The organism is Prevotella aff. ruminicola Tc2-24 (genome assembly GCF_900110895.1).
In the GTDB taxonomy this organism is placed as follows: domain Bacteria; phylum Bacteroidota; class Bacteroidia; order Bacteroidales; family Bacteroidaceae; genus Prevotella.
Genome location: NZ_FOIQ01000001.1, coordinates 842,400 through 865,996 on the forward strand (window position 1 = coordinate 842,400; position 23,597 = coordinate 865,996).

Consider the following 23,597-nt stretch of genomic DNA (forward strand, 5'->3'; position numbering starts at 1 on the left):
TTTGGGATTAGTAAAAGTTAGTAATTGGATATGGATTCTTTTCAATGGTTGAAGGACCTGTTTACGGCCACAGATTCCGTAGCGCATATTGTTCTGCTCTACGCCATCGTCATCGCCATCGGTGTTTATTTAGGAAAGATTAAGTTGTTCGGTATCTCCCTGGGAGTGACCTTCGTTCTCTTCGCCGGTATCATCGCCGGACATGTCGGTTTCACAGCCCCGACACCTATTCTCACCTTTGTACAGGACTTCGGTCTGATCCTCTTCGTCTTCATGATTGGTATGCAGGTAGGCCCGGGCTTCTTCGAGAGTTTCGGCATGGCCGGCATCAAGCTCAACGGACTGGCTGCCATCGCCATTCTGCTGAACATCGTGGTGATGTTCGCCTGTTACTATCTGTTCTTCGATACCAGCGACGTGACCAACCTGCCTATGATGGTTGGAACGCTCTATGGTGCTGTGACCAACACCCCCGGACTCGGTGCTGCCAACGAGGCGCTCACCTCTGTGTTCCCGCAAGGAGCACCCCAGATCGCATCGGCCTATGCATGCGCTTACCCCCTTGGTGTGCTGGGCATCATCGGTGCCACCATATTAATAAGGTACATCTGCAAGGTGAAGCTCGAGAAGGAGGAAGCCCAACTGAAATGCATGGAAGAGACCAATGTCAACAGAAAGCCCTATAAGATGCACCTTGAGGTGACCAACAAATACCTGGAGGGCAAGACCCTGTTGCAGGTACACGACTTTCTGAACCGCGACTTCGTTTGCTCTCGCATCGTACATAATGGTGAGCTCTCGATACCCAACCGCGACACGGTGTTCCACGTGGGCGATCAGATGCTGATCGTCTGTGCTGAGGCCGACTACGAGGCCATCGTCGCCTTCATCGGTCCTATCATCGATATCGACTTCGAGCAGCAAGACCAGCCGCTCGTATCGAAGCGCATTCTTATTACCAACCCGAAGGTGAATGGCAAGACCCTGGCATCCATGCACTTCTCAAGTGTGCATGGTGTGAACGTCACCCGTGTGACACGTCATGGCATGGATCTCTTTGCCTCAGCCGCACTACCCCTGCAGGTGGGCGACCGCATCATGGTCGTTGGTCCCGAGGATGCCGTCGACCGCGTAGCCGGAAAGATGGGTAACAGCATCCGCCGCCTCGAGGCACCAAACATCGCCACCATCTTCGTGGGCATCTTCCTCGGACTGATCTTCGGTTCCCTGCCCTTGGTCATCCCCGGCATGCCTGTGCCCGTGAAGCTCGGACTGGCTGGCGGTCCGCTGATCATCGCCATCCTTATCGGCCGCTATGGCTATAAGATCCACCTGGTCACCTATACGACCACCTCGGCCAATATGATGCTGCGAGAGATCGGACTGGTACTCTTCCTCGCCTCGGTAGGTATCAAGGCTGGTGCTAACTTCTTCGAGACAGTCATCCAAGGCAACGGACTGCTGTTCGTACTCACAGGTTTCCTGATCACGATCATCCCTATCCTGATCATCGGCCCCATCGCACGCCTCCGTTACCGTTTCAACTACTTCACCATCGCAGGTATGATTGCTGGTACCTATACCGACCCCCCTGCCCTGGCCTATGCCAACAGCATCTGCTCTAAGGAGGCCCCGGCCGTAGGTTACTCCACGGTCTATCCGCTGGCTATGTTCCTTCGCATCTTCACCGCCCAGATCATCGTCCTGTTCTTCTGTGGCTAGGGTGCTGAACAGACTGACACAAAAAACAATAACTTATATAATAATACAAAAACCAGAATGAAAAAAACATTACTACTGCTCGGCGGTGCGCTGCTCAGTGTCTCGGGGATGTTTGCTCAGGGAGCCAAGAACATCCGGATCAACGAGGTGCTGACCAATAACACTGCCAGCGTCGTGGACGAATACGGCAGTCGTGAAGCATGGATAGAGCTGGAGAACACCTCGTTCACCACCTATAATATCCGTGGCATGTACTTCACCACCGACCGCTCCGTCCTGGACCCGCAGATGAGTGTTCCCGAACGCATCAAACGCATGAGCGTCATCCCCAGTGGTGATCCCCGCACACAGATTGGCGGTCGGCAGCATCTTGTCTTCTTCTGCAACTCCAACCCTGCACAGGGTAAGCTGCATCTCTCACTCCCGATGCCCATCTCCGAACCCGTATGGCTGGCGCTATACAACGGTAACGCCACCGAGCTTATCGACTCGGTAAGCATCCCCGCACTGGCCGCCGACCAGAGTTACGCACGCCATGCCAGTGGCTGGAGCGTGAAGTCGGCCGACAATGTCACCCCAGGCATCGAGAACTTCATCAAGACCGACGAGACCAAGGATGCCAAGCTGAAGCGCGACGATCCCCACGGCTTCGGCATCACCCTGTTGGCCATGGGCATCGTGTTCTTCTGTCTGGCTGTGCTCTTCGTGTTCTTCTGGCTCTTCGGCCTTATCATGCGACATATCGATACGGCGCGCAAGGTCGTCAACACCCAGCCCATCAAGGCTGTCACGAAGACCGTCGAGGTGACCCACGACATCGCACATGCCACGGGCAATCTCCTGCAGGATGGTCTTAAAACCAAGGGTATCGACAAAGAAGTCTATATCGCTGTCATATCCATGGCACTCAAGCAGTACCAGGACGATGTGCACGATGTGGAGAGTGGAATCATCACCATCAAGTCGAAAGAAACCGACTGGAGCTATGAGTACACCCAGATGACTCACTTCCACGATCCGCTTCAACCGCAGGATCACACAGCGCCGGTGATTCCCACGACCCCGGACATGAGATAGTGTATAGCAGATAGTTTATAGATTTACAGATTATAGTAGAAAAGATGAACAAGTATCAATATAGAGTACAAGGCGTCGACTACGACGTTGAGATAGAAGAAGTAGAGGGCAACATCGCCAAGGTGAATGTCAACGGCATCCTCTTTGACGTGGAGATGAAACAGCCCATCAACCCCGCCAGCACCCTGAAGAAGGTGCATGTCGAGGCTCCCAAGCCCGTGGCCCGTCCGGCCGTGGCTCCCGAGGTGGCTCCTGCCGCCAGTAAGCCGATGGCAGCAGGTACAGGCTCGGCTGTCAAGGCCCCACTGCCAGGCACCATCACCGACGTGAAGGTAGCCGTGGGCGACAGTGTCAAGCGCGGCGATGTCGTGCTGGTGCTCGAGGCCATGAAGATGCAGAACAATATCGAGTCTGAGTACGAGGGAACAGTCACATCCATCACCGTCAAGCAGGGCGAGAGTGTCATGGAAGGCACCGTCCTCATGACCATCGGATAGCATTAATCAATAGTCTACTCACATGGATCTCGGACAATTTATCATACAGAACTTCCATGAGTTCCTCACCTATACGGCATTTGCCAATGCCACCGTCGGGAACCTCATCATGATTGTGGTGGGAGCCTTCTTCATCTGGCTCGCCATCAGAAAAGACTTTGAACCACTCCTGCTGGTACCCATCGGACTGGGTATCATCCTGGGTAACATCCCCTTCCGCGCTGACGCCGGACTGGAGATAGGTCTCTACGAAGACAACTCCGTGCTGAACATCTTCTACCAAGGCGTACGACAAGGGTGGTATCCGCCCCTTATCTTCCTCGGCATCGGTGCCATGACCGATTTCTCGGCGCTGCTGGCCAATCCCAAGCTCATGCTCATCGGCGCCTCCGCACAGTTTGGTATCTTCGGTGCCTACATGGTAGCGCTGGCCATGGGCTTCGAGCCCTCACAGGCAGCAGGCATCGCCATCATCGGTGGTGCCGACGGTCCTACCGCCATCTTCCTGTCGAGCAAGCTCTCACCCAACCTCATGGGTGCCATCGCCGTATGTGCCTACTCGTATATGGCCCTCGTGCCAGTGATACAGCCGTTCATCATGCGCCTGCTCACCACGAAGAAAGAGCGCGTCATCAAGATGAAGCCCGGTCGTGAGGTGTCACAGACCGAGCGCATCCTCTTCCCCATCATCGGTCTGCTGCTCACCACGTTCATCGTGCCCTCGGGCCTGCCGCTGCTGGGTATGCTGTTCTTCGGTAACCTGCTCAAGGAGAGTGGTAAGACCACCCGTCTGGCGAAGACCGCAGGTGCCGCACTGAACGATATCGTCGTGATGCTGCTCGGCCTCACCGTCGGCTGCTCCACACAGGCCAGCGAGTTCCTCACGATGAACACCATCAAGATCTTTGCCCTCGGTGCCATGGCCTTTATGATTGCCACCGCCTCCGGCGTGTGCTTCGTCAAGATCATGAACCTCTTCCTGCCCGAAGGTAAGAAGCTCAATCCGCTGATCGGTAATGCCGGTGTGAGTGCTGTGCCGATGGCCGCACGTATCAGTAATAACCTCGGTCTCGAGTACGACCGCCACAACTTCCTGCTCATGCACGCCATGGGTCCGAATGTGGCTGGTGTCATCGGCTCGGCCGTAGCTGCCGGCGCTCTGCTCGGCTTCCTCTCATAGACAACCGCCCATGATGCAAGGTAGACCGAAGATAGCTGTCGTCGACCCCAACACTCTGGCGGCCATGGGACTGAAGCAAATGCTCCAGACCGTCATGCCCATCATGACGGTCGACACCTTCGGCTCGTTCTCCGAGCTCGAGGCCAACAGTCCCGACAGCTACTTCCACTACTTTGCCGCGATGAACATCGTGCTCGAAAACAAGGCGTTCTTCGCCGAGCGCAGACGGAAGACCATTGTGCTCACGCTCTCGCTCGACAGTATGTCACAGCTGTCCGAGTTCCACAGCCTCTGCATCAATGTGCCTGAGTCCGACCTGGTGCGTGCGCTGCTCATGCTCGAGCAGCATGCCCACGGCCATGGTGAGAACCTCCCGCCGATGCCCGACATCCTCACCCGTAAGATTCTCTCCGACCGTGAGATCGAGGTCATGTCGCTCATCGTACAAGGATATATCAACAAAGAGATTGCCGACCGTCTGCATATCGGTCTGTCCACCGTCATCACCCATCGTAAGAACATCATGGAGAAGCTCGGCATGAAGAGTGTCAGCGCCCTTACCATCTATGCCGTCATGCACGGCTACGTCGACATCAACAAGATCTAAAACGAAGTCTACCACCATTCTTAGTAGAGTCTATCGTTTTAAATAACACGTAGTAGTAGGCAGTTTCCTAACTGCCTACTACTTATATAAAAGCCAAGATTCTTAAGCCAAGCAACTACTTCTGAGGAGCTACAGGAGGTCGCTTCTTTGGCTCAACATTCACCAGCTTTCTTCTAGGAGGCGTTGGGCGTTTCTCCGAATCAGATGTTCTTGTTCCCATATTTCTTTTTACTGTATGTTATTATCGTAGACATCATTATAAATCCGATCAAAATATCTATCAGTAAGCTCTTGGATCTTCATTTCCTCTTTTTTTGTTAAGCTACGACACAAACAGTTTAGCTCAGACTCGTTGCTGCCTTCTGTCTTTACAATCTCATCAAATCGAGCAGTCATTTTCACATCATCTACATCAGTATTGGGATCGTACCGCTCCATGAAGAGTTTCTCGAGTTTCTGCAAATAACCTTTATAAAAGTCATATATATTATCCATCTTCTTTAGCTCTTCATCAGACTGCATCAGAAGAGGCAAACATTCTTTTATAATGGCAGAAACAGCAGCTATGACGGCTGAGATGATGGTTGCCCATTTACATTCAGAGAACGATGCTGTTGAAGCACAAATAACAGAAGCTAACACAATCAATAACGACGCAACTCTGTTAAACCTGCGTTTCTTATCGTTATACAATTCAATCTGCAAGAGGTAGCTCTTTGCCTTATACATCTCGGTCCAAACACGATTTATAATCATCGTTATTCATTTTTTGTCTCATTGTATAAAACAACAAGGGATTGGTTATATAGTTATTATCGATGTCAGACTATTGTTTTAAGTTCTACTCCGCAAAGATAACAAATTCCTCGTATCGAACCAAATCTTTGATGATAAAAGTTATATATCACCCTATGTGATAGGACTTTAGATACAAGAAAGGTGTACCGTTGCGGCTCTAAAAGTCTTCATATTTCCGTCAAGGTCTGTTGAATTATAGTAGCTCCAGCCTTCGTTTTGTCCTGAAAAAGTGCCGAAAAAAGTGTTCGTCTGAAGTTGCAAACTAGAAAAAACAAGGGGCTTCTTTAGTCCCTTTTTGCCCTGTTCGGTGTAGAGAGAGGGGGTATTCTGGGTAGCCCCGGCTTCTTACAGTCAAGGAGATTATCTCCACGACTGTAAGGAATGGCACTTACGAGAGAAAGGGATCATCTCTATACCCTATAAGGGATTATCTCTTTCACTCGTAAACCCTATCTGAATGACTCATGGGGCCTATCTCTTTGAACGAAAGATGCCACCCCTTTCGTGAATAAACTTAACTCGCTTATTATCAGTCAAATACACAAACAACTCAAAAATCGCGTGTACAGGGCTCATGATGATGTTTGTGACTGCCACACGAGTTATGAGAGGGCGTTTGTAAAGATATATCATGTTTGTCCTTTCTTCGCCCCTTCAATGCTTTTGACAGGTCCTTTCGGCCCTTCGACAGGCTCAGGGACCGCGGAGGGAGGGGGCTCAGGGAGCGTGGAGGGCATTGGGGCTGTGGCGGGGAGAGAGGAAAAGCACAGAAGTCTTTGGTTTTTCGAACGATTTGATGTACCTTTGCAGCCAAAATACAAGAACGATGGCAATAGAGAGTGCGATATTCAGAAGAAGTGAGCTGCTGCTCGGCGACGACACCATGGAGAAGATCGCCCGGCAACGGGTCATCATCTTCGGCGTGGGGGGCGTCGGATCGTGGTGCGCAGAGTGTCTGGTGCGAAGCGGCATCCGACAGATGACGATCGTGGACAGTGACCGCGTGTGCATCACCAATATCAACCGACAACTGATGGCGACGACCAAGACCATCGGACAGGTGAAGGTGGAAGCCCTGAAAGAACGACTGCTCTCCATCAACCCGTCGGCAGAGATCAACGCACTGCAGAAGATCTTCACCCAAGAGACGGCCGACGCGTTCGACCTCGACAGCTACGACTATATCATCGATGCCATCGACTCGCTGAAGGATAAGGCACTGCTCATCCGTCTGGCCTGTCAGACACAAGCGAAGTTCTTCTCGTCGATGGGGGCTGCCCTGAAGATGGACCCCACACGCATCAAGGTAACGGAGTTCTGGAAGGTGAAGGGCGACCCACTGGCGCGAGCCCTCCGTAAGAAGTTCAAGAGTCAGGGGCTGTATCCCAAGCGTAAGTTCCAGTGTGTGTACAGCGATGAACTGCTGACCAACCGCGGTCACAACGGCACCTGCGGCACAGAGCAGTGTATGTGTCCGAAGACGAAAGCGGGGCCTGGCGACCCCACCCTACTCAACCACGAGTGGTGCTCGGCGAAGGCACAGATCAACGGTACGATGGCTCACATCACCGCCATCTTCGGCTTCATGCTGGGCGGACTGGTGCTGAAGGATATCAGTCATCAATAGGAACGCCTGAGCGTCGCCGCATCAATCTTTCTTGGCGGCTGACTTCTTGGCTACGGCCTTCTTGGGAGCGGCGGCTTTCTTAGCGGCAGGCTTCTTGGCGGCAGAGGACTGGAGCTTTTCGAGACGAGCCTTGAGGCGCGTGATCTCCTTGTCTTTCATCTCTATCTCATCGCCCTGATTTTTAATGGTCGTGAGCAGACTCTCCAGCTCGTCGTTGTCGATATCGAGCGGATAGAGAGCGTTCACCCTGTTGATGAAGTCGCCAAGGATATTCATATAGTTGGTGAAGGCATCGAACGGTCCACTGTAGATACCACGGTCGAGTCCGACGTTAGAGGGCTTGGTGGTCATGAAGCGGAAATTGTTGGAAGCCTGCAGATAATCCCAGTCTTGATTGATACGCGGATCGTCGGCGATGCGCAGACGGTCGGCCACGGAGTAGAGCTTCTCGAAGGCTTCGCGCTGCATGGCATTGCCGAGCCAGCAACTGGCGTCGCGCTCCTCGTCGACCCACGACAGGGTGTCGGGAACGTCGAGCTCACTGATGCTCTTGCAGGCCTTGCAGATCTCGGTGGGCGTGGAGAACGTGATGCCCTTGGCCTTGGCACAGGCCGGCAACGCCTTGATGAAGTCGAGGATGTTGCTTGACAAGGGCTGGGCGATACCCAGGGCGGAGAGTTCCATGAAGATATTGATGATCTGCTCTTCCTCGGGCATGCGAGCGATACGGTCGATATAGTCGTCGGCGAAGAGCGGATAACCGTCCCACTCGGAGTTATTGAAGCGCAGGGAGATATCATCGGACAGTTCGATATCACGGAGCAACAGCTTCAGACTGGGAGCATTCTGACAGTGGTACACATAATGGGGCGACTTCCAGCCGAGCACATGCTTGGCACCCTCGGTGAGCATACCCTTGAAGCCCATGGCGGCAATCTGTGCACCGATATCGTTGCTGTAGATGAGTGACGAGTTACGGGCGACGGTGGGCTTCTTACCGAACATTTCCTCGATCTTCGCAGCCTGTTTCTTCACGTCGCGGGCGAAGGTCTCCTCGTTGGCGAGCGACGACAGTCCGTGACTGTAGGGCTCGGCCAGGAACTCCACGCAACCAGTCTCGTTCATCTGCTGCAACTTCTCGAGTACCTGTGGGGCATGCATCTCCAACTGCTCGATACCTGTGCCCGAGAGGGAGAAGGCCACCTTGAAGTACTTACCGTTCTCGAGGATCATCTCGTGAAGGGCATTCAGGGCGGGCATATAACTGCGCTCTACGATGTCGGTGATGCTACGCTCGTTCTCATAGTCATCGTAGTAGTAATGATCGGTACCGATATCGAAGAAACGGTAACGCTTCAGATGAATAATCTGATGTATCTCGAAATATAAACAAATCGTTTTCATAACTCTTAATTCTTAATTCTTTATTTAATTATTCCCACCCCAGGGTTCTGAGATAGAGGGTACGTATCCAGCGGCCAACCTTCTCCCAGGTGATCTGGTCGACCTCACGCTGCCCTTCCTCCTTGAGGTATTGGAAGAGCGAGTCGTTGTGGCAGATCGAGTAGATGGCATCGGCCAGGGCGTGGATGTCCCAGTAGTCGACCTTGATACAGTTGTTGAGAATCTCGGCACAGCCCGACTGCTTGGAGATGATCGAGGGAGTGCCGCACTGCATGGCCTCCAAGGGAGAGATGCCGAAAGGCTCACTCACGGAGGGCATCACATATACATCGGAGGCTTTCAGGCACTCATATACCTGTCGACCTCGCATAAAGCCGGGGAAATGGAAACGGTCGGCGATGCCACGCTCGGCAGCCAGATGGATCATCGCGTCCATCATATCGCCTGAGCCCGCCATACAGAAACGAACGTTACGGGTACGGTGGAGCACCATCGTGGCAGCCTCGACGAAGTATTCGGGACCTTTCTGCATGGTGATGCGCCCGAGGAAGGTCACCACCTTCTCCTTGCCCGTATGATCGGGGCGCGGAATATCCTGATACTCCTGCGGCAGGGGGTAGACGGCATTGTGGACCGTGAAGCACTTACGCGGGTCCTGATGGTATTGTTGGATGACCGTCTGACGGGTCAGCTCCGACACACACATGATACAGTCGGCCCAGTCCATACCGTTCTTCTCAATCGAGTAGACCGTGGGGTTCACCTTACCGCGTGAGCGGTCGAAGTCGGTGGCATGGACATGGATGCAGAGAGGCTTGCCGCTCACCTGCTTGGCATGGATGCCGGCAGGGAAGGTAAGCCAGTCGTGGGCATGGATGATATCGAATTGCTCCGTTCGTGCCACCTGTCCAGCAATGATCGAATAGTTGTTGATCTCTTCGTGCAGGTTGCCCGGATAACCTCCGGCAAACTCCATGGCACCAAGATCGTTGACGTTCATATAGCTGAAGTCGGCATAGATATGCTCGCGGAGCCTAAAATAGTAATCGGGGTCCATGATGCTGCCCACGCGCTGCTTCACGTAGTCGTAGTCGACATCACGGTATACGATAGGAACGGCGTTCATGGCAACAATACGACAGGCATGCTGACTCTCGTCGCCAAAGGGATGAGGCAGACAGAGCACGGTCTCGATATCGCCTTGGGCCTTCAGACCCTCAGAGATACCGTAGTTCGCGGTAGCCAGTCCACCAAACACATGAGGAGGATACTCCCAACCAAACATCAATACTTTCATCGTCGTTCCTCCTTACTTTTGATATGAATACTTATCCATGAGCTTCAGCGTGCGCAGGATCTCGGCCACGTTCATTGCAAAGGACATGGCGCCGCGCCCGTTGAACGGCGGGTTACCATCGAACAGTTCGCTGATGGTTCCGATGGCATGATAGTCCATCTCGTCCTCATAGCCCACGAGCTGACGCTCGATGAAACTCAGACGACTGCGTTTGTAGAGCTTCAGACAGGCCTCCATATAGAAACCACCGAGCCAAGGCCAAGCCGTACCCTGATGGTAGGCATAGTCGCGCTGGGTCTGCGGACCCACATAGATGGGATTATAGCCGCCGCTCTTAGGCGACAAGGAGCGCAGTCCTTTCGGTGTGAGCAGCTCACGGGTACAGATATCGACCACACTCTTCATCTGCTCCTGTGAGAGCGGTGAGTAGTCGAGCGCCACAGCGAAGATCATGTTGGGTCGCACGCTCCAGTCCATCATGTTACCATCGACATAGTCGAGCAGGTAGCCATATTCGTTGACGAAGGTATCGACAAACGAGCGCTTGGCCAGGTCGGCACGCTGCTCCAAGCCGGCAGCACCTTCGGCATCGCCCCTCTCGGCTGCCATCGAGGCACAGAACTTCAGGGCGTTATACCAGAGGGCGTTGAACTCGACGATATAGCCTGAGCGCGGCACCACAGGACGACCGTTGGCTGTGGAGTTCATCCAGGTGACGGCACGGTCGCGACCATTCGAGTAGAGCAGGCCGTTCTCGTCGAGGCGGAGGTTCGGATGACCGCCGTCGATGATGTAACGGATGATATCCTGCAGGAGCTTGCCATAGCGCTTGAAACACTCGTCGCGCCCTGCCTCCTTGGCATATTGTTGGATAGCCCACACGGCCCACAGGGGCACATCAGGCTGTTCAATCTCGTAGATCTTCACCGTCAGGGGCTTACCTTTCATGAACTCACGGAGCCCCTTCTCGGCGGTCTTCATCACCAACTCGAAGTAGTCACGCTCGCCAATCGACAGGGTGAGTCCTGGCAAGGCGATGAACGTGTCGCGGGCTCGCGACTTGAACCAGGGATAGCCCGCCAACAGGTAACGGTCGTTGTTGGGCTGACGGTTATGGAACTGATGGGCGGCAGTGACCAGACAGTGGTAGAAGTTATCTCTCGGCACGCGCTGAGCCACCTCTTTGTCGAAGAGCGCCATGAGCGTCGAGGTCTTGATCTGCGAGGTAGAGGCCGAGAAGACGATGCTCTCGCCTTTCTTGATAGGCATCTCGAAATAGCCAGGCACATACAGGTCCTCGTTGGAGGCATAGCCGCGCTCCTGCTCCTTCGGATACTCGATGCCGCGATACCAGTCGGGACGGAAGATAAACTCGTTCTTCTTGGAGAACTGCATAAAGAGGTCGGGATAGCCGGCATACATACAGGTCTTGATGCCGTTGTCCACCTGACTGTACTCACGACTGGCTGTCGCATTCTCGTGGGTGAACTGACGCACGGAACGGAAGGCCAGGAACGGACGGAAGCGCAGGGTGGTGGCCGAATGGGCCTCGACCAGGGTATAGCGGATAAGGATGCAGTCCTCGTAGTGCTGGAAGATCACCTCTTTCTTCAGCACGACACCTCCGACACGATAGGTCGTCGTAGGCACGATGGTGGCATCGAATTCGCGGATGTATTTATGGCCGTTAGGACTGAAGATGTTGCCCTGATACTTGTGTAGTCCGAGGTTGAATTCTGCTCCGTGCTGAATGACCGTACAGTCGAGCGAGGAGAGCAACACGTGGTTCTCGTCGTCAAGCTCGGGTACGGGAACTACCAGCAGACCATGGTATTTGCGCGTATTGCAGTCAACAAGCGTTGAACTGCTATAGGCGCCGGAACGGTTAGTCCGGAGGAATTCACGACGCAGACTTTCCTGCAGGTTGGTCATCACGGCCTTTTCTAATCGTAAATAGCTCATAGCTCCTGTCTAAAGGTATTTAATTATTGTTGTATTAGTCATTAATTTTCCAAAGGTAGGTATTTTTACGCAGTCGGCAAAGCGTTCGATATGATTTAACACTTATTTTAAGAAACCAAAGGGTATCTATGAAGAAAAACCAGAAGGCAGACTGTGCCCTCTGGTTTTTCTACTCTGGTATAAGGAAGTTGATAACCTCTTGTTCGATATCGATGCGATAAGAGCCCTTCGGTGTCTTCATCAAACGACCGTCGATACCCACCATCGCCCGCTTCGCATAGTCGACAAACACCTCCCTGGTGCGATAGGGATGCACACTGCGGTGGTTGAGGAAGCGGCCAGTGACCAACAGCCATAGTCCCTCGAGCAGTTGGACCACCTCGGGGTGGTAGACCACCGACACGTCGAGCATGCCGTTATAGGGCACGGCGTTGGGGGTCTGTCCATAGCCTGGACCACTGCCCACGCACATGGTCATCACCTTGCGTTCAATCACATCGTTGTTGATCTTCAGTTTCATCTTGTACTCCATCCTATGGAACAGCATGACAAACAGCGACGAGATGAACGACAGCGTGCGTGAGCCGAACAAGCGACGGGTCTGGCGACGCAGGTTCATGATGTCGGCCGTCATACCGATATTGATACAGTTCAGGAAATAACGGTGACAGCGCTCGCCCTTCGCGTTCTGATAACGGATACAGCCCAGGTCGATCGTCCGTATCCTACGCTTCTGAAGCCATTCGACGGTCTGCTCGATCTTGTCTTCCTCGAAGCCCCAGAAACGGGCGAAGTCGTTCATGATGCCATTGGGTATCACGCCCAGTGCGATACTGTCGCGCACAGCCTTCTCCTCTGCCATCAGACAGTTGACGGCATCGTTGAGCGCAGAGTCGCCACCAACGATAATGATGGTCTTATAGCCGTTGCTGATCAGCATCCGCATGAGACGTTCCACACTATTAGCCGTCTCGCTCTGCACAAAGTCATACTCCACCTTGTGCTCATCAAGCACCTTCTGGATCTTCTCCCAACGCTTACGTTTGTTGGAGATGCCTGCTTTCGGGCAATACAGGATAGCCCATCTTGTTGGTTCTACTGCCATGTTATACTATTGAACATTGATGATTGAACATTGATGATTGTCGATTAAACATTGAGTTTTAGAATCTGCGCCATCTTTTCCTCCATGGGAAGAGACGCCTCGATCCAGTTGATCTTGAAACCTCGCCGCTCCATCCCTCGGAACCAAGTCATCTGCCGTTTGGCAAACTGATGGATGGCGATCTCCAGTTGGGTGAACATCTCATCGTAGGTGGTCTTACCCGTCAGATACTCCGTCACGAACTTATACTCCAATCCGTAATAGACCAAATCCTCCGGCGGGATACCTTCGTTGAGCAGTGCACGCACCTCATCGATCATGCCTTCCTCCAAACGGGCCTTCAGTCGACGGGTGATCTTCTCGCGGCGCGCATCACGATCGATGCTGATACCGATGATGAGCGACTCAACAGGTGGCAACTCGCGTCGCGGTGTCGGATGCTGCAGGTTGTATGTCTCGATCTCGATGGCGCGGATGGCTCGCTGACAGGAGTCCACATCCGTCGTGTTATGCATGTTCGAGCCCGTCTTCGACTTCAGTTCCACAAGCATCTTCGTGAGCTCTGCGAGTGGTTTCCCATCCAGGCGTTCTCGCAGTTCGGGATTCTGAGGCACAGGCGAGAGGTGGTAGCCTTTCAGCACAGCCTCGATATAGAGTCCTGTTCCACCACAGAGGATAGGCAGTTTCTGTCTGTTACGGATATCCTGATAGGCATCGAAGAAATCCTGCTGATACTCGAACAGGTTGTATTTCGTACCAGGCTCCCGTATGTCAATCAGGTGATAGGGAATGACGACTGGCTCCTGTCCTTCGGCGGCAGGCAGGCGATAGTCGACCAGATCCTTTCCCGTGCCGATATCCATCCGCCGATACACCTGTCGTGAGTCGGCCGAGATAATCTCTCCATCGACAAGGGCCGCCAGATGAGCCGCCACCGTGGTCTTCCCCGATGCCGTCGGACCTAATATCGTTATCATTTTCTTCTCGTTCATCATTTACGACACTACAGGCACTGCCTATCGGATGCAAAGATAGCAGAAATCAAGGAAAGAACCAAATAAAAAGAACAAAAAAGCCGCCCGACGGAATCGGACGGCTTAAGTTAATGATTATCTGAAAGCATTGCCATCAGCGAAAGCCAAACTTTACATGATCGATTACAATACTGTCAGTAGGGTTCTCTCTGTTATAAAGAACGCCGTTCATATAACCTTCCACAATTGACAGGTCATCCATATCCCTCGGATCATATCTCACATCAGTGACATACACGAGAAAAGGGTTCTCCCTTTTGGGACCATAGAGCACGCTCTCATTTTCGGTCTTTCTCTCGAACTCAACAGCACTACTGATATATTGATATTCCAATGGATCCAAGGCAACTTCGTTCAATGTCTTTTTCATTTTATAAATTCCTCTATGTAAAGAACAAAGACGTATATGCAAACGTGACAAAGTCGATGGAGACGAATTATAACGTACTCCCCAAACAGCGACTTCGAGTTCATTGTGATACTCACGAAGTGCCCCATGTATTCTGTCCCTATGGTCTTCTGTATTACAAATATTCACATAAGAATCCCCAATATTTCCTTCAAAATAGCCAAAACGGACTTTGTTAAATCCATCCTCTTCGCCATCACTATGGCACGACGACATGACCGCCACAGCAATCAACAATAATATAGCTTTTATCTTCATCGCTAGAAATATTTATATCACCTAACAGTTACAGGAACTATCATAATTTCTATCAATCCTGTATGAAGCGTATGTATTTTGTATCCCTTTGTCGATAGTTCAGAATCTGACACAATAACAGGAGCTACATAATTCAATGATACGCTTCCCAATTCATCAGATTCTTCAACCCATTTTTCCGAGTGAGTTCGCTTAGTTGTAAATGAACCTGAAACGCCTAACGAAACCTTTGCTGTTGCACTGGCGTCCTTACCTCCGATTCCTAAATCGAAATTTGCGCTTCCAGCAAAAGTATTGCTGAATTCAACTGATTTTGTGAATTCAATTGTAGGATCAGACTCTTCTATCCTGATATTAATATTGGTTGACAAGCTAGTCAAATCCCAAGGTTCATCCATTAAAAGAAGATCATTTCCATCTAGCATCTCGTTAACATTAACCCAAAGGGGTTTAATATCAGACAAATCCACCGTATAATAATATTTTGACTTTCTGAAAGCAGTACTATGTTGATACGCACATTTGATTTTCGAAAACTGGAAAAGCTTATATGGTGGAACATTGACTATTCTTACCGTACTTTTATCTTGGGTATTATTTCTACCATATTCAATCCAGAATTTAAATACATAATCTCCGTTCGTCCATATTTTCTCAATAAGTTCTTCATTTGAGAATGGAGCTTTGCGGCTATGGCATTCGGTATCAATTACGGGATCACCAAGCTCTTTCTGCGCAATTTCAGAATAAGCACTATGAACAACTCTGAATTTCCATAACTTCTCACGCCACTTTGTATTTAGTTTTCCTTTTTCAGAATTCGACTTATCCATATTATAATAAATCAAATCTCTGTCACAGGCGAAAGGATCGTTTTTGTATTTTGCATAGGCCTCCTTAACTCTTTGATCAAGATATTCTGCTTTCATATATGGTCCTTCCTCATTCACATTATAATTTATATAACTGGTTGTTTTGGATCTTGTTGTTGGCTTATTCAATCTTTTATTGAATATATCATCAACAAAGTCATATTGCAAATCATCCATATTTGATGAGCGAGTAAAACCACGATTAACCACTTTCATTCGCTCGCTGTTCTTCACAACCATATACGGAAAAGCAGGAAGAGATCCCTTAGGGAGTGAAAAAACAGAATCACCATTTGAATAGAACACAGAATTATTATTGCCTTCTATATAACTAACAGCAATCTCATCATTATAAGCATCCCACTCATTCACGCTGAACGCATCAAACATCGACAAATCCGGAATTACAATATTCAGCAAGGGAAGACTTCTCTCGATGCCAGCAAGTTCTTTCTCCGTCGTGTAATTCAACAATATCTCTCTAAACGTGCTATTCCCACCAACTTTTGAGTTTCTCACATAAGGATAAAAAACATCATATGTATTGTCAAATTGCTTCTGAGCCTCATCTCTTAAGAACATTCGTAAATCAGCATTATCCTCTACAGCCTTTGAGAGAATTATCGCAAAATCTCGTTGTGCGTTTTGATTTATCCCAATATTCTCACTTTTAACGTTTTCTTGTTCACATAAAGAAATCTCATCTTTAGCACTACAAGAGATTAAAGCGAATAACACAAATAACACTAAAACTTTTTTCACAACTTTAAAAGTCGATACAGCAAAAGCCATTCTAAAAAAATGTTTTTTCATTTTTGATTGATAATTATTTGTTAATAATACGATATGCCTACTCTATTTTTCCGGATTTTCAGCATAACCTCCGTTTATACTTCATCATTGATGTATGTGACCACCATAAAAAGCGTCATCAGTTTACCCGCCATTTCATGAAAAAGGTTTATCCTCTTTATTTTGTTATGCAAAATTAAATAACTATTCGCAAATTACAAAACAAAGTAAAGCAAATTAACATTACCACGCCCTGTAATTTGTACTATTTAACAGACGGGTAATCAAACAAAAAGCCGCCCGAAGGAATCGGACGGCTTAAGGATTTGATATCTCTATGAGATTATTTCAGTTGACTTCATCGACTCAAATACGCGACTCGGCAAACTGAAAACAAACTTTCGTTTGCTCTCGCTGCTTATTTGAGTTCAGCGAGGTACTTAATGGTGCGAACCATCTGAGAAGTGTAAGAGTTCTCATTGTCGTACCAAGAAACAACCTGTACGAGTGAGTTACCATCCTCCATCTTGCTTACCATGGTCTGGTTAGCGTCGAACAGAGAACCGAACTTCATACCGATGATGTCGCTAGAAACGAGCTTCTCCTCAGTGTAACCGAAGCTCTCGTTCTGAGCAGCCTTCATGGCAGCGTTGATGCTCTCAACAGTTACATCACCCTTAACAACAGCGTGCAGGATGGTGGTAGAACCTGTAGGAGTCGGAACGCGCTGTGCAGCACCGATCAGCTTACCGTTCAGCTCGGGGATAACGAGACCGATAGCCTTAGCAGCACCAGTTGAGTTAGGAACGATGTTCTGAGCACCAGCACGAGCACGCTGTACATCACCCTTGCGCTGAGGACCGTCGAGAATCATCTGGTCGCCAGTGTAAGCGTGAACGGTTGTCATGATACCGCTCTGGATCGGAGCAAGGTCGTTCAGAGCCTTGGTCATAGGAGCCAGACAGTTCGTTGTGCAAGAAGCAGCTGAGATAACAGTGTCAGCAGGAGTCAGAGTCTTGTGGTTTACATTGTAAACGATAGTAGGCAGATCGTTACCAGCAGGAGCAGAGATAACAACCTTCTTAGCACCAGCAGTCAGGTGAGCAGAAGCCTTCTCCTTAGATGTGTAGAAACCTGTGCACTCCAGAACAACGTCTACATCCAGCTTACCCCAAGGCAGCTCAGCAGCGTTAGGAATAGCATAGATAGTGATCTTCTTACCATCAACTACGATGAAATCCTCACCAGCCTCAACAGTGTGCTTGTTCTCACCGAACTTGCCGCAGAAACCACCCTGAGCGGTATCATACTTCAGCAGGTGAGCGAGCATCTTAGGACTTGTCAAGTCGTTGATAGCTACTACTTCATAACCTTCAGCCTCGAACATCTGACGGAATGCGAGACGACCAATACGGCCAAAACCGTTAATTGCTACTTTTGTCATTTTACATTAAATATTTAAAGGGTTTATACCTAATCCTTACTAATTTTAGTGCATTTTTGCACTTTTTCTCGTTTTCGGGCACAAAGTTACGAAATATTTTCTATATTTGCACATGAAATCTAACTAAAAAGAAGCAAAAAGTGAAAACCTAAAAGTAAAAAGCTCCCAAATCGGTGCTTTTACACGGACGATTGCAAAACGAAGATTACAATTCAATCATTATTGGCCGAGCCAACTGGCAAAGCCAAGCGATACGTTAAACATTAAAACTATTAAATTATGGGATTTATTAAAGAATTCAAGGAGTTTGCCGTTAAAGGCAATGTGATGGACATGGCAGTCGGTGTCATCATCGGCGGCGCGTTTGGTAAAATTGTTACAAGTCTGGTAAACGACATTCTGATGCCTATCCTTGGTATCGTGACTGGCGGTATTGACTTTACTGGTTTGAAGGCTACCATCGGTGATGCCAACATCACCTACGGTCAGTTTGTTCAGAGTGTCATCGATTTCGTCATCATCGCATTCTGTATCTTCTTGATGATTAAAGGCATGAACAAGTTGAACCGCAAGCAGGAAGAGCCCGCAGCTCCCGAGGCACCGAAGGGTCCCTCTCAGGAGGAACTGCTCGCTGAAATCCGTGACCTGTTGAAGAACAAGTAATCTGTCGGACAGCAATAAGCACAAGGACTGCATCATGGCGATGATGCAGTCCTTCTTTTTTTAGCCACATCCACCCTTGTTTGAATTATACAAAAACTCTACAAGCACATTTTTACGGCACTCAAAACACAATACATGCAAAATTTATAAAACATTAAGTCTTAATAATTTAGCATATATCCACAACTCTCCATTTCCTTAACACAGCTATTTTTCGAACTCTATATCAGATTTTGTAGTTTCAAAACTATTCACTACCTTTGTACCCAGTAATTAGAAACCGTTTTTCAAACTCATCAACTTAGCAGCATATGCTTGGACGAAACAAAGTAAAACAGATTGTAGCAGACCTCGACCAGTTCATTGATAAGATGGACGAGTGCGTACTGATTTATAAGAACGGCATCAGGAACTACCTGGAAGGAAACAAGGATGCTTTCAATGGTAATATCCAGGCGATCACCGCTATTCGCGACAACACTACAGACATGCGTCGCGGTATAGAGAACAGTCTCTACACCTATGCCCTCATCACCGAGAACCGTATCGACATTCTGCAGTTGTTGGAGCACATGGACATGATTGTAGGACAGCTCTATAAGAACCTAGTGCAATATGAGATTGAGATTCCTTTCTTCCCCTCTGAGTTGAACATCGAGTTCCTGAAACTGGTGGAGTTGGTGTCGCTCTCTGTGGAAATCGTGGCACAGGCTATCCGCGATCATTTCCGTTCGCCGCAGCAATTGACGGAAAAGATTCACACCATTTATTTCTATGAAAAAGAGGTGGAGAAACTGGCTCAGGCCATCAAGCGTAAGGTGTTCCACGAGATGGAAAACTTTAAACTCAGTCAGAAAATACACTTGCGTTATTTCACGCTCCATGTAGAACAAATAGCCGAGGAGGCCGTCAAGGCCGCCGACCTGTTGTCGGTACTGGCAGTTAAACAGCGTTACTAAAAATCCTTTTCGCTCATGCTGATCGTTGCCATCATCCTCATATTATCGATATGCTTCTGTCTCGGATGGAAGGAGCTTGCCAACAGCTTCTCCGACATCCACGTGGCAGATATCTTGAGGGTATGGCCGTTCCTGATCTGTCTGCTCGTGGCGATGTCGACAGGTACAGGACTGATTATCCTGCATGAGAACAGCTATTTTATGGCAGGCATGGGCGAGGTGATCACCGTTCTAGTATCTATGGTGCTCACTCTCGTGCTCATGTCGACAATCAACAGACCCTATTCCACTGTCACCATCTTCTGGGGTGTACTGCTGGCCATGAAATACACACAAGAAGGGCATGCCGACAGCATTATCTGGGCTACCGTCATGGTATCCATCATCGTCGCCCCCCTACTAAGCATGGCAGCCTCTGTGCTTTTCCATTCGATGATACGCAGCTATATCGAGGAGAGCAACATGCATCTTCTGATGAAACAGCTCTACACCAAATGGATTGCTTATGTGGGTCTGATACTTGGAGGCATCGCCCTGGCCTGTAACTACGGCCTGTTTATCGACTCACTGTTCACGCCCCTATATCGAGGACACGCCGGCAACTGGTGTCTATGGCTGTTTGTAGTGGCCGCCAGTGTGGTATGCCTGAGTCCCATCGTCAGATGTGTCTACCAGCGCTCACATAGCAACGGAATGTCCAGACACGTATCGTCGCTCTATGCACAGGCCCTGGTAATGACCATTATGAACACCCTGCTGCCGCTCATCACAGGATTGTTCCCCCCCGTGCTTGTGTCGGCTAACCTACTGAAAGAGAGCAACACCCTCATCTTGGAACGGGGGAAGGAGAGCCGGAGTGTGATGAACATTGTGTCGATAGCCGTCACCTCACCATTGCTGGCCTTCCTGATCGGAGCTGGCATGAGATGGTTCTATGCCCGTCCCTACTTCTTCTGGGCAGTCGCTCTGTTCACCGTGCTCGTATGCTCGATGATCAGGCTCTACTACATACAATATAAAAAGAACAAGTATGTCAGTCGGATGCTCAGTGACGAGCTGAGACACCGCGATGAAGTGAGTCACGAGATGAACCGTCTGGATGTGATGGCTGTCACCTCACAGTTTGACAGCATGACGCGTGAGATCGATTTCAAACACAGAGAACTCATCGACCTATCGCTCTTCGTGCAACAGCAACGCGAATATATGACCGAGGTGGGTGCCCGCCTCAGGCGCCTCATCCAAGAGAACAACATAGAGAGCATCAAGAAGTCGCTGACAGATATCGATCGCGATCTGAAGGACACGCTGTGCTATCCACCTGAGATGGAGAAGATCTATCAGGATGTGGAGAAGATGCACCACGACTTCGTATGCCGCCTGCAGATGCGCTGTCCGAACCTCTCGGAGCGTGAGCGGCGGCTCGCCATCCTTCTACGATTAGGATTCTCAAGCAAGGAGATTGCCAGCATCGTGAACCTGGAGACAAAAAGTATCGAGATTAATCGCTACCGACTGCGAAAGAAGCTGCAACTCGACCGTGGTGAGAATCTGGTAGGTTATCTGCAGATGCTGTAAGTATTCATTTGACGTCTAACTTTTCTAACGACCAAATTTATATTAATTCACTAATCCAACAACAATTATGAGAAAAACTGCATTTCTGACTTTAGGAGCCTTGCTACTGATAAGCGGCAGCATGTCGGCTCAGGAGAACGAGGAAGTACGCTACAACCAGTATGGCGTAGCGGTCGACAGGAAGGAGTTGCATACTGAAGCACGCAACAACATTCTTGTCATGGAGTCTAAAGACCAAAGCTACAAACTGTGGATGGATAACCGCGTACAGGTTGACGGTGCCTCTTTCTGGGGCGCCAAGTCCGATTTCGACAGAATCGGTAACGGTGTGAGCACCCGTCGTGTACGTTTCGCCATCAAGGCACAGATTACCAAAGACTGGTACGGTGAGGTCGACATGGATATGGCCGACGGTGTCTTTGAACTCAAGGATGCTATCATCGAGTACGACGGCCTAAAGAACGTAGAGTTGAAGATGGGTAACTTCAAAGAAGACTTCTCCATGGAGCGCACCACCACCTCTCGCTATCTGCAGTTCATCGAGCGCCCGATGGTCACCCAGGCCCTCGCGCCTTCACGCCATCTGGGATTCCAGGCAGCCTATCTGCGCGACCACTTCCGCGCCTCTATCGGAACCTTCTTTCAGGCTATCGAAGGAGCAGAGGCAGCTGAGAATGTCCAGAACAACAACAAGGACTTCGGACGCAGTCAAGGCTACTCGATCACCTCAAAGATCGGATGGATGCCTTACAACCAAGAGCGCACCATGGGAGTCTACCTTGCAGGAAAAGGTTCCTACCGTACACCTAAGACCGACGAGGCTGCTTCCGACTACGGTGGCATGCGTTTCAGCACCCGTAACTCTACAAGCATCAACCGTAAGAAGTATATCGACACGGATGTCATCCCTAACGTGCACCACCAGTGGCTCTATGGTATTGAGTCGGCCGGCTACTACAAAGGTATGAAATACCAGACTGAGTGGATCAACACCCACGTAGCCGTACCTGGCGAGGGTTATGATTTCGGCGGTTACTACGCACAAGTAGGTTTTCTGCTCCTCGGCGGTCAGCAGCACTTCAACGTGGCAGAGGGTGAGTTCACATCAATCGCTCCAGGTAAGAAATGGGGTGACATCGAACTCGGTCTGCGCTACGACTATCTCGACCTGAACGATCGGAACATCTACGGAGGCTCTGGCCAGAACTATACAGCAGGTCTGACCTTCTACTTCGGAAACTCTGTCAAGATGGTACTGAACTACATGCGCTCAATTAATGACCGCTATGCCAACGGAAAGGGTAAGCTGATTGTCGGTCATGATGCCGCCGGCAAACCGACCGCCGACTTCACCAAGGTCACAGAGCCCAAGGGCAAGGGAGGTATCAAATACAACACCCTGGCAGTACGTTTCGAGATCAATTTCTAAGTCATGACATCAATAATAACATTAAAAAGAGAAAATCATGAAGACAATAAAATATATGCTCGTGCTCGCCACCATGTCTCTGATGGCCGCATGCGTAGAAGATGAGGTCTACGAAGGACCTTCAAACATTGACTCGGTAACTGCCGACGTGGCAGCGCCCACTTCCAACGACGCCGTAACCGTGACAGCCACCATCTCCGGGCTCCAGGCAGCGAAGACAGTGACGTTAGCCTATACCCTCAATGGCGGCAGTGCCAATGAAGTTGCCATGACAGGTAGCGGTAGCACCTACACTGGCGTAATCCCTGCTCAGGCTGATGGCACCACCGTGAAGTACACGGTGACTGTTGTGAACGAGGCTGGTTTCTCCAGCACCTCTCCCGAACGTGAGTATGTTGTAGGCGATCCCCCAACAGACTTTACGAAGCTGCGTCTGAACGAACTCTACGGAGCCGCCGATACTGACGAGGGTAAGTTCATCGAGTTGTATAACATGAGCGAGTTCCCCATCAAACTGAAGGGCATCACCATCAACAAGGATGAGAAACTGGCATGGACAGGCATCGAGGGCGAGGTAATTCCTGCACATGGTGTGTTCGCCATCATCGGCGCCAAGGGAACCACTGAGCGTGGTATCAGCAGCGGTTTCTCCAACAAGAAGTCTGTACTGATTGAGCTCTTCGATCCCAGCGGACAACTGATTGACAAGTTCCAGCGTGGAGAGAAAGACGCAGAATGGGGCAGTCAGTCACTCGACAAGGTGAAAGGCTCGTGGAGCCGCATCCCTGATGGCGAGGGTAAGTGGAAGATTACCGATCCCACCTGCGGTGAGAAGAACGCCAGCGAAGGAAAGGATGATGAGACTGTAGTACAATAATATCAT

Annotated in this window: 20 protein-coding genes; 11 read left to right on the forward strand and 9 right to left on the reverse strand. The window is 50.0% G+C overall.

Annotation, left to right across the window (positions count from 1 at the left end; all coding sequences use genetic code 11):
• Positions 1-30 precede the first annotated feature (30 nt).
• From BMY63_RS03595 to BMY63_RS03615, 5 genes are read left to right on the forward strand one after another with little or no spacing between them, the layout of a single operon-like run.
• Positions 31-1,722 (forward strand): putative transporter, encoded by a 1,692-nt coding sequence (locus BMY63_RS03595; protein WP_091899945.1) that lies wholly within the window; start codon positions 31-33, stop codon positions 1,720-1,722.
• 57 nt (positions 1,723-1,779) lie between these two features.
• Complete coding sequence (locus BMY63_RS03600; protein ID WP_091914740.1) at positions 1,780-2,799, forward strand: OadG family protein; 1,020 nt, start codon at positions 1,780-1,782, stop codon at positions 2,797-2,799.
• A gap of 44 nt (positions 2,800-2,843) precedes the next feature.
• Entirely contained in the window at positions 2,844-3,296 is a 453-nt protein-coding gene (locus BMY63_RS03605; RefSeq protein ID WP_091899792.1) for a biotin/lipoyl-containing protein, read from the forward strand.
• Positions 3,297-3,318: 22 nt separating this feature from the next.
• On the forward strand, positions 3,319-4,476 hold the full coding sequence (locus tag BMY63_RS03610; protein ID WP_091899793.1) for a sodium ion-translocating decarboxylase subunit beta: 1,158 nt from the start codon (positions 3,319-3,321) through the stop codon (positions 4,474-4,476).
• Positions 4,477-4,486: 10 nt separating this feature from the next.
• Entirely contained in the window at positions 4,487-5,083 is a 597-nt protein-coding gene (locus tag BMY63_RS03615; RefSeq protein ID WP_091914742.1) for a response regulator transcription factor, read from the forward strand.
• A 228-nt stretch (positions 5,084-5,311) separates the two neighbouring features.
• Here the strand turns inward: BMY63_RS03615 and BMY63_RS03620 are convergent, their stop codons facing one another.
• Positions 5,312-5,812, reverse strand: coding sequence for a hypothetical protein (locus BMY63_RS03620; RefSeq protein WP_091899795.1), 501 nt, complete (start codon positions 5,810-5,812; stop codon positions 5,312-5,314).
• An 895-nt stretch (positions 5,813-6,707) separates the two neighbouring features.
• Here BMY63_RS03620 and BMY63_RS03630 point away from each other — a divergent pair.
• Positions 6,708-7,508 carry a tRNA threonylcarbamoyladenosine dehydratase gene (locus tag BMY63_RS03630; RefSeq protein WP_091914748.1) on the forward strand — a complete coding sequence of 267 codons (801 nt, stop codon included), beginning with the start codon at positions 6,708-6,710 and terminating at the stop codon, positions 7,506-7,508.
• Between the two features lie 21 nt (positions 7,509-7,529).
• Here the strand turns inward: BMY63_RS03630 and BMY63_RS03635 are convergent, their stop codons facing one another.
• From BMY63_RS03635 to gap, 8 genes are all read right to left on the reverse strand, one after another.
• Positions 7,530-8,912, reverse strand: a complete 1,383-nt coding sequence (locus BMY63_RS03635) for a glycoside hydrolase family 57 protein (protein WP_091914750.1) — start codon at positions 8,910-8,912, stop codon at positions 7,530-7,532.
• A gap of 28 nt (positions 8,913-8,940) precedes the next feature.
• A complete protein-coding gene (locus BMY63_RS03640; protein ID WP_091914752.1) occupies positions 8,941-10,209 on the reverse strand; it encodes a glycosyltransferase family 4 protein in 1,269 nt (422 codons plus the stop codon).
• 12 nt (positions 10,210-10,221) lie between these two features.
• Positions 10,222-12,171: a glycogen debranching enzyme N-terminal domain-containing protein gene (locus tag BMY63_RS03645; protein WP_177178368.1), complete on the reverse strand. Its 1,950-nt coding sequence runs from the start codon at positions 12,169-12,171 to the stop codon at positions 10,222-10,224.
• A gap of 169 nt (positions 12,172-12,340) precedes the next feature.
• Positions 12,341-13,276, reverse strand: coding sequence for a diacylglycerol/lipid kinase family protein (locus BMY63_RS03650; protein ID WP_091914756.1), 936 nt, complete (start codon positions 13,274-13,276; stop codon positions 12,341-12,343).
• Between the two features lie 44 nt (positions 13,277-13,320).
• Positions 13,321-14,253, reverse strand: coding sequence for a tRNA (adenosine(37)-N6)-dimethylallyltransferase MiaA (gene miaA / locus BMY63_RS03655; RefSeq protein ID WP_091914969.1), 933 nt, complete (start codon positions 14,251-14,253; stop codon positions 13,321-13,323).
• A gap of 151 nt (positions 14,254-14,404) precedes the next feature.
• Positions 14,405-14,977: a DUF5025 domain-containing protein gene (locus tag BMY63_RS03660; RefSeq protein ID WP_091914758.1), complete on the reverse strand. Its 573-nt coding sequence runs from the start codon at positions 14,975-14,977 to the stop codon at positions 14,405-14,407.
• Positions 14,978-14,994: 17 nt separating this feature from the next.
• Positions 14,995-16,662, reverse strand: a complete 1,668-nt coding sequence (locus BMY63_RS03665; RefSeq protein ID WP_143065706.1) for a hypothetical protein — start codon at positions 16,660-16,662, stop codon at positions 14,995-14,997.
• A gap of 397 nt (positions 16,663-17,059) precedes the next feature.
• The gene (gene gap / locus BMY63_RS03670) at positions 17,060-18,085 is read right to left on the reverse strand and encodes a type I glyceraldehyde-3-phosphate dehydrogenase (RefSeq protein WP_027451058.1); all 1,026 of its coding nucleotides are present in this window, start codon (positions 18,083-18,085) and stop codon (positions 17,060-17,062) included.
• A gap of 279 nt (positions 18,086-18,364) precedes the next feature.
• Here gap and mscL point away from each other — a divergent pair, with 279 nt between their 5' ends.
• The 5 genes from mscL to BMY63_RS03695 all read left to right on the forward strand — a co-directional run bounded on the left by mscL (position 18,365) and on the right by BMY63_RS03695 (position 23,591).
• Positions 18,365-18,748, forward strand: coding sequence for a large conductance mechanosensitive channel protein MscL (mscL, locus tag BMY63_RS03675; protein ID WP_091899803.1), 384 nt, complete (start codon positions 18,365-18,367; stop codon positions 18,746-18,748).
• A gap of 311 nt (positions 18,749-19,059) precedes the next feature.
• On the forward strand, positions 19,060-19,707 hold the full coding sequence (locus BMY63_RS03680; RefSeq protein WP_091899804.1) for a DUF47 domain-containing protein: 648 nt from the start codon (positions 19,060-19,062) through the stop codon (positions 19,705-19,707).
• A 15-nt stretch (positions 19,708-19,722) separates the two neighbouring features.
• Positions 19,723-21,285 carry a helix-turn-helix transcriptional regulator gene (locus BMY63_RS03685; protein WP_091914762.1) on the forward strand — a complete coding sequence of 521 codons (1,563 nt, stop codon included), beginning with the start codon at positions 19,723-19,725 and terminating at the stop codon, positions 21,283-21,285.
• 67 nt (positions 21,286-21,352) lie between these two features.
• Positions 21,353-22,714 carry an OprO/OprP family phosphate-selective porin gene (locus BMY63_RS03690; protein WP_091914764.1) on the forward strand — a complete coding sequence of 454 codons (1,362 nt, stop codon included), beginning with the start codon at positions 21,353-21,355 and terminating at the stop codon, positions 22,712-22,714.
• A gap of 37 nt (positions 22,715-22,751) precedes the next feature.
• Positions 22,752-23,591: a lamin tail domain-containing protein gene (locus BMY63_RS03695; protein WP_091914766.1), complete on the forward strand. Its 840-nt coding sequence runs from the start codon at positions 22,752-22,754 to the stop codon at positions 23,589-23,591.
• The last annotated feature ends 6 nt before the right edge of the window (positions 23,592-23,597 follow it).

Bases quoted from the DNA above. Each gene is read 5' to 3' on its own strand.
- BMY63_RS03595 (WP_091899945.1), top strand. From the start codon at position 31: ATGGATTCTTTTCAATGGTTGAAGGACCTGTTTACGGCCACAGATTCC.
- BMY63_RS03600 (WP_091914740.1), top strand. From the start codon at position 1,780: ATGAAAAAAACATTACTACTGCTCGGCGGTGCGCTGCTCAGTGTCTCG.
- BMY63_RS03605 (WP_091899792.1), top strand. From the start codon at position 2,844: ATGAACAAGTATCAATATAGAGTACAAGGCGTCGACTACGACGTTGAG.
- BMY63_RS03610 (WP_091899793.1), top strand. From the start codon at position 3,319: ATGGATCTCGGACAATTTATCATACAGAACTTCCATGAGTTCCTCACC.
- BMY63_RS03615 (WP_091914742.1), top strand. From the start codon at position 4,487: ATGATGCAAGGTAGACCGAAGATAGCTGTCGTCGACCCCAACACTCTG.
- BMY63_RS03620 (WP_091899795.1), bottom strand. From the start codon at position 5,812: ATGTATAAGGCAAAGAGCTACCTCTTGCAGATTGAATTGTATAACGAT.
- BMY63_RS03630 (WP_091914748.1), top strand. From the start codon at position 6,708: ATGGCAATAGAGAGTGCGATATTCAGAAGAAGTGAGCTGCTGCTCGGC.
- BMY63_RS03635 (WP_091914750.1), bottom strand. From the start codon at position 8,912: ATGAAAACGATTTGTTTATATTTCGAGATACATCAGATTATTCATCTG.
- BMY63_RS03640 (WP_091914752.1), bottom strand. From the start codon at position 10,209: ATGAAAGTATTGATGTTTGGTTGGGAGTATCCTCCTCATGTGTTTGGT.
- BMY63_RS03645 (WP_177178368.1), bottom strand. From the start codon at position 12,171: ATGAGCTATTTACGATTAGAAAAGGCCGTGATGACCAACCTGCAGGAA.
- BMY63_RS03650 (WP_091914756.1), bottom strand. From the start codon at position 13,276: ATGGCAGTAGAACCAACAAGATGGGCTATCCTGTATTGCCCGAAAGCA.
- miaA (WP_091914969.1), bottom strand. From the start codon at position 14,253: ATGATAACGATATTAGGTCCGACGGCATCGGGGAAGACCACGGTGGCG.
- BMY63_RS03660 (WP_091914758.1), bottom strand. From the start codon at position 14,977: ATGAAGATAAAAGCTATATTATTGTTGATTGCTGTGGCGGTCATGTCG.
- BMY63_RS03665 (WP_143065706.1), bottom strand. From the start codon at position 16,662: ATGAAAAAACATTTTTTTAGAATGGCTTTTGCTGTATCGACTTTTAAA.
- gap (WP_027451058.1), bottom strand. From the start codon at position 18,085: ATGACAAAAGTAGCAATTAACGGTTTTGGCCGTATTGGTCGTCTCGCA.
- mscL (WP_091899803.1), top strand. From the start codon at position 18,365: ATGGGATTTATTAAAGAATTCAAGGAGTTTGCCGTTAAAGGCAATGTG.
- BMY63_RS03680 (WP_091899804.1), top strand. From the start codon at position 19,060: ATGCTTGGACGAAACAAAGTAAAACAGATTGTAGCAGACCTCGACCAG.
- BMY63_RS03685 (WP_091914762.1), top strand. From the start codon at position 19,723: ATGCTGATCGTTGCCATCATCCTCATATTATCGATATGCTTCTGTCTC.
- BMY63_RS03690 (WP_091914764.1), top strand. From the start codon at position 21,353: ATGAGAAAAACTGCATTTCTGACTTTAGGAGCCTTGCTACTGATAAGC.
- BMY63_RS03695 (WP_091914766.1), top strand. From the start codon at position 22,752: ATGAAGACAATAAAATATATGCTCGTGCTCGCCACCATGTCTCTGATG.